Here is a 15,873-nt window from a genome sequence, read left to right as displayed (position 1 = left end):
TTATTCGGCGAGCTCGCGCAGCATGTAGGTCGCGCTTCCGCCGTAGGACGCGAGCTTGTCACGTAGCGCCGCATCGGCTGCGACGGGTTGGAAGCCGAGACGCTCCCACAGCAGGCGCGTACCGTAGACCGAGACCAGCGCGAGCCTTGTGATGCCGGATGATCGCGCGAGCTGTTCGATCTCCGCGACATAAGCGCGCGCCACGCCACCGCGATGGTCCGGGAGCACGGCGACGTCGTGCACGTAGAGACAGTCGACATCCTCAGGCAGCCGTTCGAGGAAACAGTCGAGCGGCGGAATCTGTTGCTGCATCCAGGGATGCGCAAGGCCATAGCCCGCAATCTCGTTGCCCGCGGCGAGCACGCGGCAGCCATCCGGATAAAGCCGCATCTTCTCTGCGAGCACCTCGGCGCGCTCGGGAAGATCAGGATGGATCCGCGCCGCGATCGCACCGATCGCATCGAGGTCTTTGGCGTGCGCGCGACGCCAGTGCGGCTTGCTCATCGTCCCTGTTCCGTATCATCGACCGCAATTTATTCCGTCGCGCTTCTGCGCGCAGCCAAAAATATCTTCGCCTGCTTTCGAGGAATAGCACGCGCTGTGCGGCGTCCTACCTCGTGCAAGCCAATTGCATGACAGGAGACACCATGACGACGTCCTCGATCCGCTTCGCGCTCGCGCTCGCAGCAACGTTCGCGCTGACCACGGCTGCCTTCGCGGCGCCGCCGACCAAGACCGGCAAGACCGACAAGGGCGACGTGCTCACCGACGCCAAGGGCATGTCGCTCTACACGTTCGACAAGGACATGGACGGCAAGTCGGCCTGCAACGGCCCGTGTGCGACGAACTGGCCGGCGCTGAAGGCCGAGGCCAGCGATGCCGCCAGTGACGGCTACACCATCATCAACCGCGACGACGGGTCCAAGCAGTGGGCGCACAAGGGCAAGCCGCTCTATACGTTCGCCAAGGACACCAAGCCCGGCGACGTGACCGGCGATGGTTTTCTGAACGGCGCCTGGCATCTGGCGATGCCGTGAGCTCAATGGGGGAGGCTGACTAGCGCAGCCCCTCATATACCATCAGCCCGCGTGCGACCTGCAGTTTGCGGATCGCGCGCGGCAGCAGTTTCTCCGGTTGGTGCAGATAGCGCCAGGAGGTCACGGTGAACGGGCCGAGTGCGCCGCATTCGTCGTCGAACGGCGCGAGTACGCCGGTCACGTTCACGGGCGTATGCGGACGGGCGTTGAAGGGCAGCAGCAGCAATTCGAGATACGCCTTGCTGCCGTCCTCGCGCTGAGCGGTGAGGCCGGCGATGGCGCCCAGCGTCTCGTCGGCGACGATGGTCGCGATCTCCTCGATCTCGCCGCGGCTCGCATCAGTGAACAATGCGGCAAAGCCCTGGTCCTTGAGATCGCGGCCGGCAAGGGCGCAGACGCGGGTGCCGGCGACGCGGAACGGAAAGCCTGTTTTCGGCTCGCAGGACAGGACGAAGATATCGCCGAGCAGCTCGCGAACGGCGGTCGGGTCGATGGCGGCCCGGTCAGGGGCCCGCGCGCTGCCGCGCATCTTGTCCCAATATGCGAAGAACGCACGGCTCGACGGATGTTTCATGACTGACGCTTACCCCTCGGCGCAACCTCGTGGGACAGACCTGTCCCGCTTCAGTTCACCCGAGATCCCTGTGTTGTTGTGCAGGAGGGGAATTGCAGCGTCCATGCCGCACGGGCGTTTTCGCACCTCCGCGCGCTGCCTTTGCGTCGTTAACGTTAAATTAACTATGCGCTTTCGCTCCGCGTCGCGGCTGCTATGGTGATCGCGGTCGCAAGCCTCGCCGCTTCTTCCAGGTTCTCGGCGGGGCCTGTACACGGGCGTCAAACAGTTTGGTCACTGGCCGCGGGGAGGGGTGGGGATACACCTTGTTCTTCCGCAGCATGACCCGGAAAAGTGCGCAGCGGTTTTCCGACAAGGTCATGCTCAAACAACAACCTGAAGCGCGGTCACGCGCTTCAGGGGTCGGAAAGGCCAACACGGACAGGCGGGGCTTTCCCAGGGCCCCGCCTTTTCCTTTTGTGCACTTGCGCAAGGCCGGCGAACGCGACTATCTCCAATCTGCTACCTCGCGCGACCGAAAGCGAAACCATCTTGGATTCCCCGCCAGCACCCCCGTCTGACCCTCAGGTCGTCGTCGAAGAGGCCCCGCGCGAGCCGATCCTGACATTGCCGTGGCCGCTGACGGCCTATGTCGTCCTGCTGGCGATGGTTCATTTGCGGGTGCTGCTGCCGCCGGAGCTGGAGAACTGGACGATCGACGTGTTCGGCTTCATCCCGAAGCGTTACGATTCCTCGCTGGTCAATCTGCAGTTCGAGGGCGGCGCTGGCGCCAAGGTCTGGACCTTCGTCACCTATTCGCTGCTGCACGCCAATCTCACCCATCTTGCCTTCAACGTGCTGTGGCTGCTGCCGTTCGGCAGCGCGCTGGCACGCCGCTTCGGCGGCTTGCGCTTCTTCGTGTTCCTGGCGGTGACCGCGGCGGCCGGCGCGCTCGCCCATCTCGTCACCCACGAGCATGCGGTGGTGCCGATGATCGGCGCCTCGGCCTCGGTGTCGGGTGCGATGGCGGCGGCGATCCGGTTCGCCTTCGTGCGCGGCAGCTTCTTGTCGTTCAGCCGTTCGGACGCCGATACCGCTGCAAAAGTTCCGGCGCTGCCGCTGTTTCAGGCGCTGCGGGACCGGCAGATCGTCGGCTTCCTGACGGTGTGGTTCGCGATGAACATCGTCTTCGGCGTCGGCGCCATCGGCGTTGACAGCGACAGCGCGGGCGTCGCCTGGGAGGCGCATATCGGCGGCTTCTTCGCCGGCCTGTTGCTGTTCGCGATGTTCGATCCCGTGCCGCGCGTGCGAAGCGACGATGCTGCGGATGCGTCATCACAGGACATTTCAAACGGTATTTGAAGCGGCGCTTGCGGCGCGGCCCGAATTCATCCATCATTCTCGAGAAGAATGTTCCGAAGCGACAAGCCTGTAGAGGCGATGCTTCGCAAAGCGCCTGAGCGTGAAACCGGCGCTGAAACTGTTAGTTGAAGACTCGCGAACAAGTCCGGACCGCGCAAAGCGGACGGATCCGATTCAGGGAGGCGACAATGACGGTACGTTCCATCCTCAATACCAAGGGCCACCAGATCATGAGCGTCGCGCCCGACGCCAAGCTCGCCGCCGCGGTCAAGCTGCTCGGCGAGAAGAAGATCGGCGCGGTGCTGGTGATGGACCAGAGCCGGCTCGAGGGCATCCTGTCCGAGCGCGACATCGTGCGCGTGCTCGGTGAGCGCGGCGCCGGCGTGCTGGACGAGCCGGTGAGCCAGGTCATGACCCGCAAGGTCGTGAGCTGCAAGGAGACCGACACGGTCGCCGAGCTCATGGAAATGATGACAACAGGTAAATTCCGCCATCTGCCTGTGGTCGACAATGGCAAGGTGGTCGGGCTGATCTCGATCGGCGACATCGTCAAATGGCGTGTGCGCGAATACGAGTCCGAGCAGGAAGCCCTGCGCGACTACATCAAGACGGCCTGAGCCGGTTTTATTCCTCCGCTTTCAGCGCGGCGCCTTCGGGCGCCGGCGCCAGCACGTCGATCGTTTCCTGGATCTGTTCCAGCGCGCGTTCGGCGGCGCGCTTGCCATGCGCGATCAGATCCTCCGCGCGGTGGAAATCGAACCAGCCGAACTGGCCGACCCGCGGCGTGATCAGGAGGTCAGGCGGATCGCCGGCGAGCCGTGCACGGGTGATGCGGTCCTGCATGATGTTGAAGGCATCGACCATCACCGACGAGATGCCGGGACGTCCGGCGCTGCCGAAGAACTCGCGCTTGACGGTCCTTTCCGGCGAGAAGATGCGCGGAAAGCGCCGCTTGGCCGGGGTCTCCCCAGTCGCAGGCGCGACCGGCGCCGGCATCGCGCCATGCGCATGGATCGTCGTCGAATGCGTGAAGATGTCGGTGGACAGATTGACCGCGATGACGATTTCGGCGCCGAGCGCCCGGGCTGCCGATACCGGCACCGGGTTCACCAGCGCGCCGTCCACCAGCCAGCGGTCGCCGACCATCACGGGCGAAAAGATGCCGGGCAGCGCATAGGAGGCGCGCATCGCCTCGACCAGGCGGCCACGCGTCAGCCAGATCTCGTGGCCGGTGCGGATTTCGGTCGCGACCGATGCATATTTCATGGGCAGGTCCTCGATGAGGGTCTCGCCGATCGCCTCCTCGAGCCGGCTTGCGAGCCTCTCGCCGCCGATCAGGCCCGAGCCGTCGAGGCGGATATCGAGATAGCCGAGAATATTGCGCACGCCCTGCAGGCTTCGCGCCCAGTCTTCCAGCCCATCGAGCCGGCCGGCCGCATAGGCGCCGCCGACGGCAGCACCGATCGAGGTGCCGACCACGACATCGGGCACGATGCCGTTGGCCAGCAGCGTCCTCATGATACCGATATGGGCAAACCCGCGTGCGGCGCCGCCACCCAGGGCAAGACCAAGGACGGGCCGGCGGATACTGCCGAGACCGACTTTCTCGCCATTGGCGCCGTTCGCGCCCCGACTTCTCAGGATTTCCAGCACCGCAACTCTCCTAACGCCGGGGCCAGTCGCACGCGCCAGACTAGGCACCGTCCTCGCTCGCCGCCAGAACCGAGGCCAAGCATGGTTTATACCGTTCGGGGACGCAGGAGGCGGGAGTGTGGCGAAGGCCCGTTGGCCATGGGCTAATCACGCAGGCGTCAACCGGGTTCCATAGAACCGTAATCCATGGGATTTCAGAGGCTTGAATTTGCCGCGTTTTCGGTGAAAAGCAGAGGGCATGACTCCAGGGGGTAACGGCATCGTCGGATGGCGGCGCGGCGGCAGGCTGATGCCGGCGCTTGGCCTGTCGTTTGTCTTGCAGTTTGTCTTGCCGTTTGTCTTGCCGTTTGCCTTGGCCGCATGCTTCGTCGTGTCAGTCCAAAAGACCGCGCAGGCGCAGCTGTTTTCTGATCGTCCGCCGCCGATACCCCCGGCCTCGGTGCCGGATCCCGGCGGTGCGGTGAGCCTCGCTCCGCCCTCGGGTCCAGGCGCCGGTCCTCCGCCGAGCCTGCCGCCGACCCTGACGCAGCCGAATACGCCCAGCATGCCGCCGCCCGCGGTCACCAGCGTGCCGTCGGCAGCCCCCCTCAATGCGGCCGCGCCGGGGCAGGCCGTGCTGTCGCTGACTGCGAAATACGGCAAGGACACGCCTGCGATCACCAGCGGCCTGGTGTGGCGGGTGTTTGCCGATCGGCCCGACGAGAACGGCACCTTCAAGCTGATCCGCGAGGATCGCAGCGCCACGCCCAACATCGTGCTGCCGCCCGGCAATTACGTCGTGCACGTCGCCTTCGGTCTTGTCAGTGCGGTGCGCACCGTCAGCCTGAAGGCCGAGACCGACCGTGAATCCTTCGTGCTGCCGGCCGGCGGCCTGCGCATCGAGGGCCGCGTCGGCACCAGCCGCATTCCGCTGAACCAGATCTCGTTCGCGATCTACAAGGGCAGCCAGTTCGAATCCGGCGAACGCGCATCGCTGGTGCCGAACGTCGCCGCCGGCGACGTCGTGCTGCTGCCTGAGGGCACCTACTACATCATCTCCAATTACGGCGACGCCAATTCGGTGGTGCGCTCAGACATCCGCGTGCAGGCCGGTAAGCTCACCGACGTCACCATCACCCACCGCGCCGCCGTGATCACGCTCAAGCTCGTCAGCGACAAGGGCGGCGAGGCGCTCGCCAACACCGCCTGGTCGGTGCTGACGCCCGGCGGCGACGTCATCAAGGAATCCATCGGCGCCTTCCCGCGCGTCGTGCTCTCCGAAGGCGAATACCGCGCCATCGCCAAGAACGAGGGCAAGGTCTATGAGCGCGGCTTCAACGTCGTCAACGGCGTCGACGGCGAAGTCGAAGTCGTCGCGCGCTAGAGAGTTGCGCTTCTCACTCAGCGCACACAAAGCCGGTGACGGCGAATAGAGCCGCCTGACAGATCTCTGCGGCGCGAGCCTTGTGACCCCATCTTTAGGTACGAATCGGCCGCCAACATTTGTTTGTGAATGTGCCGGTGAGCGTCTGCTTACCGGACATTCCGACTGTGTTTCGCCTTGAATACCGCTGTGAGCGCTAACAAGCCGCGCTGAGGAGGAATTAAAACACCGGCGGCAACAACTTATTCCGGGTTGATCGTGACGTTGCAATTGCCGGTGCAAGATACGTAATTCCGATAATCAATTTCATTCGCTTTCCGTCCTGCTGGGTTATATGTCGGGCATCCGCTGGCAATGGCGGATGCCGGCGCAGCCACGTGGGCCTGCGTCCGGCAAGGAGCAGGGGACCAAGCTCGTCGGCATGTTCGAAGTGATCCTTACCAGGCGCAAACGGTTCGGTTGGCGGTGGCAGGTCTGCGACCAGTCGGGCAAGATTTTTGCCGATGGCTTCGAGCGCACGCGTCCATCCGCGAAATATCACGGCGAGCGCGCACTGTTCTTCCTGTTGTCGCAGGCGCATTTGCGCAACCGCTTCACCGCGTCGAGCGAGGACTAAGGGCGCGCCCGCGCCGTCAGATGTCGACGACCAGCTTGCCCTTGGCCGCGTGATCCCTGATCAGCGCATAGGCCTCGCCGATGCTCTCCATCGTGAAGTGCCTGTCGTCGAGCAGCGGCACGAGCTTGCCGGCCTCGGCGAGCCGCGTCGCTTCCGTCATGATCTCCCCGTGATGCGCGCGGCCTTCGCCTGAGAGCAGCGGCAGCAGCGTGAACACGCCCGAATAGGTCGCGGCACTGAACGACAGCGGTGCCAGCGCGTGCGTGCCCCAGCCGAGCGCGCTCACGACATGACCGAAGCGACCTACGCCTTCGAAGGAGGCGTCGAGCACCTTGCCGCCGACCGTGTCATAGATGATGTCGAAGCCGCGGCCGCCGGTGTGCTCCGCGACGTAAGCCTCAACTGCAGTGTCGCGATTGATGAAAGTCGCGCCAAAGCCTTCGATCGTCGCGCGCTGCGATGCCGAGCCTGTCGCGAACACCTCCGCGCCGAATGCACGCGCGATCTGGCTCGCGACATGGCCGACACCGCCCGCGCCGCCATGGATCAGCACCTTTTGGCCGGCCTTCAGGCCAGCGCGGTCGATCAGGCCTTCCCAGGCCGTGATGAAGATGAGAGGCAGGGCGGCGGCCTCGCGCATGCTGAGATTGGCTGGCTTCAGCGCCAGAAGGTCGGCATCGACAGCGGCAAACTCGGCCAGCGATCCCTGCACGCCACCGACGCCGCCGGTCATGCCGTAGACCTCGTCGCCGGGCTTGAACCGCGAGACATCGCGCCCGGTCCGCTCGACCAGTCCGGCGAGATCGATGCCGGGGATCGCGGGCAGCGGATGGCGCGCGTGCGCGGCTGCGCCGGCATGGATTTTGGCGTCGAGCGGATTGACCCCGCTTGCACGCACCCGGACCAGCACCTCGCGGGGGCCAATCTCGGGCGTCGCGATGGTTGAGATACGCAAGGGGGCGTTGTGGGTCTCCAGCACGCCTGCGCGCATCGTCGGTCGCCTTGTCATGATGTCTTGCTCCGTTGTGGCCTCACATATGCCCATTATTTTTTGTATGGAAATGAACAAGGGTGTACGGTGATCGTGCATTTTTGAATGGGCGGTGATTTCGATGGAATGGAGCGATCTGCGCATCTTCCTGGCGATTGCAAGGGAAGGCACGCTCGGAGCTGCCGCGCGAAAAATCGGCCAGACCCAGCCGACGATGGGGCGGCGGCTGCGCGCGCTCGAAGAGGCGCTTGGTCAGACGCTGTTCCAGCGCACGGTGGACGGATTTGTCCTCACCGATGAAGGCACGGCCGTGCTCGCGCATGCGGAGCGGATTGAAGAGGAGGCGCTGGCGCTCCAGCGGCAGGCGACGGGTGCCGAGATGCAGCTCGACGGCACCTTGCGTCTCTCCTCGTCGGACTGGTTCGGCACTGTGATGCTGTCGCCGGTCATCGCCGCCTTCGGCAAACTCCAACCCAAGGTGGTCGCGAGCTCCTGACCGATGCGCGGCTCTACAGCTTGCCGCGGCGCGAGGCTGATCTGGTGTTTCGCATCAAGCCGTTCAGCGAGCCCGAGGTCATTTCCAGAAAATTGCTCCACATTCCCTACGCGCTCTACGGCAAGAAGGGCAGCAAGCCGCCGCGTGCCGGTGACGGCAGCGGAGTCCGGGTCGTTACCATGAACGCGGAATTCGCCGAGATGCCCGACGCCATCTGGCTGAAGCGAGCGCTGCCGAAGGCGGAAATCGCCTCGCGCAGCAATAATCGTCAGGCGCAGGCAGAGCTCTGCGCCGGCGGCGGCGGGCTCGCCGTGCTGCCGCGTCCGCTCGGCGATCGCGACCGGCGCCTGATCGCGCTCGACATCGGCGCGAGCCCGCCCGGCCGCGACACCTATGTTGGCTATCACCGCGATCTCAGGCGGTTGGCGCGCCTGCGGGCATTGCTGGATCTGGTGATCGAGCGGCTGGCGGGGTGATCCGGCGGCCATCCCTTGCGTGGCCGTCGGGCAAAACACGCTAGGCGTGGGGCAATCCGCACCGTCAAAAATATTCCGCTTTACCGAAATTCGGAAACGGCGTATGTGTCGCGGCAACCCGGCCCAAGGAAGAGGGGCGTATCGCGATCGTCACGAACGCGGGCCGGGCGGCGGTGGACGCAGGTCACATCGGCGCGATCAGGTTTTGCAGGGCGGGCAACCGTGAGCGAGACTATTGCGCCTACGACAGGTGTGATCCGCGTACGGCAAAATCGTGTGGTCCTGGCGCCCGGAGTCTGTGCGTCAAGTCTTGTGGTGATGGATGCGGCCCAACCGGGCCCGCCCATCAGCCATCTGCAAGGCGACGGGGGCAATAGTGCATCGCTCCCCGGGGAGATCACGACATAAGCCGTCAACCCACTGCGCAGGGAAGGCCGGATGTTTCGGCTACACCTGTATGCCGCTGTGCAGCCTCTTGTAGCGCAATCTTCGCACAGTGGACCGCGGGTGCCAGCCGGGCACCCGGTCTTCCCTGCACCCTCTTTCATTTGAGGGTGAAGTGACGGAGCAAAGCTCGGGCGAGATGAGCCGCGAGGATGATTATCTATGTCTAACGTTGAAACAAGGTCTCGTGCCCCGGACGCCATCAGCGCGTTTACGCGCGTCCGGGACACGCACACACGTCGCGCCTCAATCAACCGTCATAGTCTCTAACGTCCACTAACCAACACGTGACTTAAAACTGTCATAATCACTAAAGTGGAACCGGCGCTGCGTCCTTTTTACACGCCATTAAGCGGGCCGGCATTTGGATGCAGCGCGAAAGTGCGTTGGGGACTGCAATGAGTGCCGCGAAGAAGATGCCGGGCAAACCGGCCACCGAAATGTTTGACGACATCCCGGTGCTTCAGCGCAAATGGCGTGCCGCGTTGAAGCCGGGTGACCGGCTGCCGCGTTATGAAGACGTGATGCTCGGCAGCCTTGGAAGGCTCGCCGACCACATCGCGCTGCTCAAGGGCGACGGCACGCTCGAACTGTCGCGCAGCGGACGCTACGTGCAGAAATGGCTCGGCGAGGAACGTTGGGACATCCCGCTTTCAGAGTTGCCGCCGGACTGCGCAACGGCATTGTCGGAAGCCGCCGCTAGCGCGCTCAAGAACGGACGGCCGCACCAGGCCAGCGCCTATTGCGTGCGCGATGGCATGGTCAGGACCTACGATCTGCTGGCGCTGCCGACCGCCTCGCGCTGGGGCGCGACGCTGGTCGGCGCCTATGTCAACGAGCGCGGCGCGCAATACAATCTGCTGGATGCGATCTTCGCCGCGACCGACGACGCGGTCGTCTCGCTGGCGACGCTGCGCGACGCGGCCGGTCAACCGTTCGATTTCCAGGTCGTGCATCACAACAAGAGTGCCGAGCTCTTGTTGAACGTCGCGAGCGGCGGCCTGTTGTGGCGCCAGATCGGCCAGGGCACCACGCTGCTGGCGGCGCCCGACGTCATGGAGTTTCTGCTGAGGGCAGTTTCGGGCGGCCGCGGCGAGCAACTCGAGATCGAGAGCGAAGGCCGCCATTTGCGCATCAGCGCGGCGGCCTTCGCCGACGTCATTTCGCTCACCATCTCCGATGTCACGGCGATGAAGCGGCGCGACGCCTCGTTCCGCCTGCTGTTCGACAACAACCCGATGCCGATGTGGGTGTTCGACGCCGAGACCAAGCAGTTCCTCAGCGTCAACGACGCAGCGGTCCAGCATTACGGCTACAGCCGCGCCGCGTTCCTGCGCATGAAGCTGCATGAGATCTGGCCCCAGGACGAGTGGGACAGTCATGACGAGGCGCTCGAGCGCGCCGGCGAAACCTATCATTCCTCGCGCAATTGGCGCCACCTGCGTGCCGACGGCACCGAGATCGAGGTGCTCACCTTCGGTCGCCGCGTCACCTTCAACGACCGCGACGGCTATCTGGTTGCGGTCGCCGACATCACCGAGCGGCGCAAGGTCGAAGCGCGGATCGCCTATATGGCGCATCACGACGGGCTCACCGACCTGCCAAACCGTGAATATTTCCAGGATCGCCTCAGGCAGGCGCTCGACCAGGCCGGCGGAAAGCGCGTCGGCGTGCTCTATATCGACCTCGACCTGTTCAAGAACATCAACGATTCCTTCGGGCATCCTTCCGGCGACCGGGTGTTGAAGCAAGTCGCCGAACGTCTCAGCAAAGCCGTCCGCGGCGCCAATCTCGCGGCCCGGCTTGGCGGTGACGAATTCGCCGTGATCCTCGCAGCGGATGTTTCGCCGAACGAGGCCAGCGCCTGCGCGACCTTGCTGATCGACATGCTGAAGGCACCTTACGAGATCGACGGCCAGGAGATGGTCATCGGTGCCAGCATCGGCATCGCGCTGTCGCCGGGCGACGGCACGACGTCCGAGGAACTGATGCGCAACGCCGACATGGCGCTGTACCGGGCGAAATCCGACGGCGGCGGCGTGCACCATTTCTTCGAGCGCGAGATGGACCTGCAGGCGCAGAAGCGCCGTGACATGGAGCTCGATCTGCGCCGCGCCTTTGCCAATGGTGAGTTCGAGCTGCACTACCAGCCGCTGGTGTCGATCGCCTCCGATCGTATCTCCGGCTTCGAGTCGCTGTTGCGCTGGCGTCACCCCGACAAGGGCATGATCTCGCCGGCGGATTTCATTCCGGTCGCGGAAGACATCGGCCTGATCACCCAGCTCGGCGAATGGGTGCTGCGCGAGGCCTGCCATGAAGCCGTGAAGTGGCCCTCCGACGTCAAGGTCGCGGTCAATCTGTCGCCGGCGCAATTCCGCAGCCGCAATCTGGTTCAGGTCGTGATCTCGGCGCTGGCGCAATCCGGCCTGTCGCCGAAGCGGCTCGAGCTGGAAATCACCGAGTCGATCTTCCTCGCCGAGACCGATGCCAATTTGGCGATCCTGCATCAATTGCGCGAGCTCGGTGTCGCCATTTCCATGGACGATTTCGGCACGGGCTATTCGAGCCTCAGCTATCTCCGCAGCTTCCCGTTCGACAAGATCAAGATCGATCGTTCCTTCGTGAAGGATTTGGCGCAGCGGCCCGATTGCGTCGCGATCGTGCGCGCGATCTCCGGGCTCGGCCGCAGCCTCAACATCACCACGACAGCGGAAGGTGTCGAGACCGAGGATCAGCTCGACTGGCTCCGTGCCGAAGGCTGCAACGAGGTGCAGGGCTTCCTGTTCAGCGCGGCGCGCCCGGCCGCCGAGATCGCAAAGCTGCTCGCCGATTTCGGCCAGCGCGCCTCACGGGCGGCTTAGCTCTGAGGGAAAGCTGCCGTAGACCAGTTCCTTGAAGGCCGGCGTGATGCGGCCGCGTTCGTTCTGGGTCTGCTGCATCAGGACGTAGACCATGTCGAGCTTGGGATCGACGCCGAAATAGGTGCCGCTGCCCGAGTCCCATTTCAATTCGCCGATCGAGCCCGCCGGCGGCGGCCTGGCGTTGCCGGGGTCGGTTCGGACTGCAAGGCCGTAGCCATAGCCGAAGCCATCGCCGGGGAAATAGAAATAGTCGCGTTCGACGCCGGAGCCGGGTCCGATCTGGTCGCTCGTCATGGCCTTGAAGGCGGCCGGGCCGAGGTAGCGCTTGCCGTCGAGCTCGCCGCCGTTGAGCAGCATTTGCGCGAAGCACTGATAGTCGGTGATGGTCGAGAGCAGGCCGCCGCCGCCCGATTGCCATTCCGGATGGTCGAGACGGTCGCGCTCGGCGTCGAGCAGGATCTGGTCGCTCGGCAGCGGCCGCGCCATCCGTTCGAACTCATCAGGCGTCGACAGCACGAATTTGGTGCTGGTCATGCCGAGCGGATCGAAGATGCGTTGCTTCAGTGCATCGTACAGCGGCTGCCCGGTGATGACCTCGATAACGCTGCCGAGCACGTCGGTGGAATGACCGTAACGCCACAACGTTCCCGGCTGACGCGCCAGCGGCAGCCTGGCGATACGGTCGGCGAATTCCCTGTTGTTGAAAGGACCGTCGAAAATCCTGGCCGACTTGTAGGCAAGCTCGACCCATCTGCCGCCGATATAATCGTAGGTGATGCCCGAAGTGTGCCGCATCAATTCCCGGATCGTCACTGGATGAACAGGCGGCACCATCTCGAGCGCCATCGAGCCATCGGGCTTGGTGACCTCCATCCCCACCTTCGTGCCGGCGAAGAGGGGGATGTATTTCGACACGGGATCGGTGAGCGCAAGCTTGCCCTCGTCGATCAGCATCATCGCCGCGAGGCTGGTGATCGGCTTGGTCATCGAATGGATGGCGAAGATCGTGTCCGGCGTCATGGACAGGCGGGTCCTGACGTCGCGCACACCGAACATCTTGAAATAAACCGGCTTGCCGTGCTGCTGGATCAACACGATCGCGCCCGGCAAACGGCCGGTGGTGACCTCGTTTTCGAAGAACGCGGTGATGCTTCGCAGCTTGTCGGGCGCGGGAGCGGGGACGTCGCTAGCGCGGCTCCGCGCCATCGTGCCGGCCAGCATCGCGGCCCCGACCAGAAATTCCCGACGCTTCATCCGGGCTTCCTCCCTCGCAGGGAGCAAAGCCGCAAGACATCAGGGGCGTCAACAAGACTTCGATTAGAAACGGGTCACGATTTCGGAAAGGACCGGTCGCGGACGATCCTCGCTCGGCTTGGTCGGTTTGCCGATGTGCACGAGGCCTGCGAGTTTCTCGTCCGCCTTGAGGCCGAGGCCATCAAGCACGTCGCGATCGAACGAGAACCAGCCGGTCAGCCAGCAGGCGCCGTAGCCGAGCGCGGTCGCGGCCGTGACGATGTTCATGACGCTGGCGCCGGCCGACAATTCCTGCTCCCACGCCGGCACCTTGGGGTGCGGCTTGGTGAAGCTGACGATGCCGATGACGAGAGGCGCGTCGGTCAGGCGCTTGCGCTCGGTCTCGATATCGGCGGCGGGAGCGCCGGGATTCTTGCGGGCGAAGACCTTGGCGATCACCTCGCCGGCACGCATCCGGGCATCGCCTTCGAAAATGATGAAGCGCCAGGGCGCGAGCTTGCCGTGGTCAGGCACGCGCGCACCGATGGTGAGAATGGTTTCGAGCTCGGCCGGCGAGGGACCAGGGCCGGTCATCTCACGCGGCTTGACCGAGCGGCGGGTCTTCAGGAGTTCGATGGCGTCAGGCATCGCGATGTCCTCTTCGGATGGTCGTCGGGCGTGCCGTGCCCAGATAGGCATGCACGCCCGCAACCGAAAGCGAGTTTAGATCGATTTCAACGATCAGGCCGCGCCGCGCACCCGCCGCACATCCGGCGGGGTCGCCTCGTCGACGAGGGCGGCTATGGCCTCCTCCGTCGTCATCACCTTCTGGCCATCGCTGCCGAGCCGGCGGACCGAGACCGAATGCGACTCAGCCTCTTTCTTGCCGACCACGAGCAGCGCCGGAATCTTCGCCAGCGAGTGCTCGCGGACCTTGTAGTTGATCTTTTCGTTACGCAGGTCGATCTCGACCCGAAGCCCGGCGCGCCGCGCCTGCTCCAGCACCACCTTGGCGTATTCGTCGCCTTCCGAGGTGATGGTCGTGACCACCGCCTGCACCGGCGAGAGCCAGAGCGGGAAGTTGCCGGCATAGTGCTCGATCAGGATGCCGATGTAGCGCTCCATCGAACCGCAGATCGCACGGTGCACCATGACAGGCGGTTTCTTGCCGCCGTCATGGTCGATGTAGAACGCACCGAACCGCTCCGGCAGGTTGAAGTCGACCTGCGTGGTGCCGCACTGCCAGTCGCGGCCGATGGCATCGCGCAGCACGTATTCGAACTTCGGCCCGTAGAACGCGCCTTCGCCCGGGTTGATCTCGGTCTTGATGTGGTTGTTCTGCGACTGGATCTCGCGCAGCACCGTCGCCATCACGCGCTCGGCGTGATCCCACATCGCATCCGTGCCAACGCGCTTGTCCGGCCGGGTCGAGAGCTTGACGGTGAGATCGCCGGTGAAGCCGAAGTCAGCATAGGTCGACAGGATCAGATCGTTGATCTTCAGGCATTCCTCGGCGAGCTGGTCCTCGGTGCAGAAGATGTGAGCGTCGTCCTGGGTGAAGCCGCGCACGCGCATCAACCCGTGCATGGCACCCGACGGCTCGTAACGATGCACAACGCCGAACTCGGCGAGGCGCAAGGGGAGGTCGCGGTAGCTCTTCAGGCCGTGCTTGAAGATCTGCACGTGACCGGGGCAGTTCATCGGCTTCAGCGCAAACCAGCGCTTGTCCTCGGCCTCGTCGCCGGCCGATTGCGCCGCGAACATGTTCTCGCGATACCAGCCCCAGTGGCCCGAGGTCTCCCACAGCACCTTGTCGAGGATCTGCGGCGCGTTGACCTCGCTGTAATCGCCGGTCAGGCGGCGGCGCATGTAGGCGATCAACTGCTGGAAAATCGTCCAGCCCTTCGGATGCCAGAACACGACACCAGGACCTTCCTCCTGGAAATGGAAGAGGTCGAGCTCGCGTCCGAGCTTGCGATGGTCGCGCTTCTCGGCTTCCTCGATCTGCTTCAGGTAAGCGTCGAGGTCCTCTTGCTTGGCGAAGGCGGTGCCGTAGATGCGCGTCAGCATCGGGTTGTTGCTGTCGCCGCGCCAATAGGCGCCGGCCACCTTCATCAGCTTGAAGGCGCCTCCGACCTTGCCGGTCGAAGTCATGTGCGGGCCGCGGCAGAGATCGAACCAGTCGCCCTGGTAATAGATCTTGATCGGCTCGCTGCCGGGAATGGCGTCGACCAGCTCGACCTTGAAGGCCTCGCCCTTGTCGCGGAACACCTGTTTTGTTTTCTCGCGGTCCCAGACTTCCTTGGTGAACGGTTTGTCACGTGCGATGATCTCGCGCATCTTCTTCTCGATCGCGGCAAAATCGTCCGGCGTGAACGGCTCGTTGCGGAAGAAGTCGTAATAGAAGCCGTTCTCGATCACCGGGCCGATGGTGACCTGCGTGCCCGGCCACAGCGATTGCATTGCTTCGGCCAGCACGTGCGCGCAGTCGTGGCGGATCAGCTCGAGCGCGCGCGGATCGTCGCGATTGACGAGCTCGATCTTCGCATCGGCTTCGATAGGATCGTTGAGGTCGACGAGCTCACCGTCGAGCGCCATCGCCACGGTGCGCTTGGCCAGCGAGGGCGAGATGCCCTTGGCGATCTCGAGGCCGGTAATGCTCTTGTCATATTGGCGCTGGGCGCCGTCGGGGAAGGTGAGGGTGACTTTGGCTGCGGGGGTCACGGGCTTCAGGTTGCTGAGGCTGTATTGGAAGCCGGATTCGGACTTGCGGTCATCGGACATTGCT

At 64.3% G+C, this 15,873-nt stretch carries 13 protein-coding genes and 1 pseudogene; 7 read left to right on the top strand and 7 right to left on the bottom strand.

All coding sequences use genetic code 11. From position 1 onward, the window contains the following. Window positions 1-504 (bottom strand): GNAT family N-acetyltransferase, encoded by a 504-nt coding sequence (locus tag M2427_RS11220; RefSeq protein ID WP_280706337.1) that lies wholly within the window; start codon window positions 502-504, stop codon window positions 1-3. Window positions 505-647: 143 nt separating this feature from the next. On the opposite strand from M2427_RS11220, the gene M2427_RS11215 reads away from it, so the two are divergent. Then, entirely contained in the window at window positions 648-1,037 is a 390-nt protein-coding gene (locus tag M2427_RS11215) for a hypothetical protein (RefSeq protein WP_280706336.1), read from the top strand. A gap of 19 nt (window positions 1,038-1,056) precedes the next feature. Here the strand turns inward: M2427_RS11215 and M2427_RS11210 are convergent, their stop codons facing one another. Beyond that, window positions 1,057-1,611, bottom strand: coding sequence for a PAS domain-containing protein (locus tag M2427_RS11210; protein ID WP_280706335.1), 555 nt, complete (start codon window positions 1,609-1,611; stop codon window positions 1,057-1,059). Between the two features lie 531 nt (window positions 1,612-2,142). Between M2427_RS11210 and M2427_RS11205 the strand changes: the two genes are divergently transcribed. Beyond that, window positions 2,143-2,952, top strand: coding sequence for a rhomboid family intramembrane serine protease (locus M2427_RS11205; RefSeq protein WP_280706334.1), 810 nt, complete (start codon window positions 2,143-2,145; stop codon window positions 2,950-2,952). A gap of 188 nt (window positions 2,953-3,140) precedes the next feature. Continuing rightward, entirely contained in the window at window positions 3,141-3,569 is a 429-nt protein-coding gene (locus M2427_RS11200; RefSeq protein WP_280706333.1) for a CBS domain-containing protein, read from the top strand. A gap of 7 nt (window positions 3,570-3,576) precedes the next feature. Here the strand turns inward: M2427_RS11200 and M2427_RS11195 are convergent, their stop codons facing one another. Next, entirely contained in the window at window positions 3,577-4,605 is a 1,029-nt protein-coding gene (locus M2427_RS11195; RefSeq protein WP_280706332.1) for a patatin-like phospholipase family protein, read from the bottom strand. Between the two features lie 238 nt (window positions 4,606-4,843). Here M2427_RS11195 and M2427_RS11190 point away from each other — a divergent pair, with 238 nt between their 5' ends. Together M2427_RS11190 and M2427_RS11185 are read left to right on the top strand one after the other, a co-directional pair. After that, complete coding sequence (locus M2427_RS11190) at window positions 4,844-5,968, top strand: hypothetical protein (RefSeq protein WP_280706331.1); 1,125 nt, start codon at window positions 4,844-4,846, stop codon at window positions 5,966-5,968. A gap of 361 nt (window positions 5,969-6,329) precedes the next feature. Next, the gene (locus M2427_RS11185; RefSeq protein WP_280706330.1) at window positions 6,330-6,584 is read left to right on the top strand and encodes a hypothetical protein; all 255 of its coding nucleotides are present in this window, start codon (window positions 6,330-6,332) and stop codon (window positions 6,582-6,584) included. A gap of 16 nt (window positions 6,585-6,600) precedes the next feature. On the opposite strand, the gene M2427_RS11180 is transcribed toward M2427_RS11185, so the two are convergent. Then, window positions 6,601-7,593 (bottom strand): zinc-dependent alcohol dehydrogenase family protein, encoded by a 993-nt coding sequence (locus M2427_RS11180; protein ID WP_280706329.1) that lies wholly within the window; start codon window positions 7,591-7,593, stop codon window positions 6,601-6,603. Between the two features lie 103 nt (window positions 7,594-7,696). Between M2427_RS11180 and M2427_RS11175 the strand changes: the two are divergent. Both M2427_RS11175 and M2427_RS11170 read left to right on the top strand, forming a co-directional pair. Beyond that, window positions 7,697-8,547, top strand: a pseudogene (locus tag M2427_RS11175) (LysR family transcriptional regulator). 842 nt (window positions 8,548-9,389) lie between these two features. Continuing rightward, a complete protein-coding gene (locus tag M2427_RS11170) occupies window positions 9,390-11,852 on the top strand; it encodes an EAL domain-containing protein (RefSeq protein WP_280706328.1) in 2,463 nt (820 codons plus the stop codon). On the opposite strand, the gene M2427_RS11165 is transcribed toward M2427_RS11170, so the two are convergent. From M2427_RS11165 to thrS, 3 genes are all read right to left on the bottom strand, one after another. After that, window positions 11,838-13,106 carry a serine hydrolase domain-containing protein gene (locus tag M2427_RS11165; RefSeq protein WP_280706327.1) on the bottom strand — a complete coding sequence of 423 codons (1,269 nt, stop codon included), beginning with the start codon at window positions 13,104-13,106 and terminating at the stop codon, window positions 11,838-11,840. The genes M2427_RS11170 and M2427_RS11165 overlap by 15 nt on opposite strands. 63 nt (window positions 13,107-13,169) lie before the next feature. Beyond that, window positions 13,170-13,733, bottom strand: coding sequence for a nitroreductase (locus M2427_RS11160; protein ID WP_280706326.1), 564 nt, complete (start codon window positions 13,731-13,733; stop codon window positions 13,170-13,172). Between the two features lie 93 nt (window positions 13,734-13,826). After that, window positions 13,827-15,869, bottom strand: coding sequence for a threonine--tRNA ligase (thrS, locus tag M2427_RS11155; RefSeq protein WP_280706325.1), 2,043 nt, complete (start codon window positions 15,867-15,869; stop codon window positions 13,827-13,829). Window positions 15,870-15,873: the final 4 nt, after the last annotated feature.

It is taken from the genome of Bradyrhizobium sp. BR13661, assembly GCF_029892425.1.
Taxonomy (GTDB): Bacteria; Pseudomonadota; Alphaproteobacteria; order Rhizobiales; family Xanthobacteraceae; genus Bradyrhizobium.
Note: the sequence above shows the minus strand (reverse complement) of the source record. Positions and strands in the feature narration are given on the sequence as shown.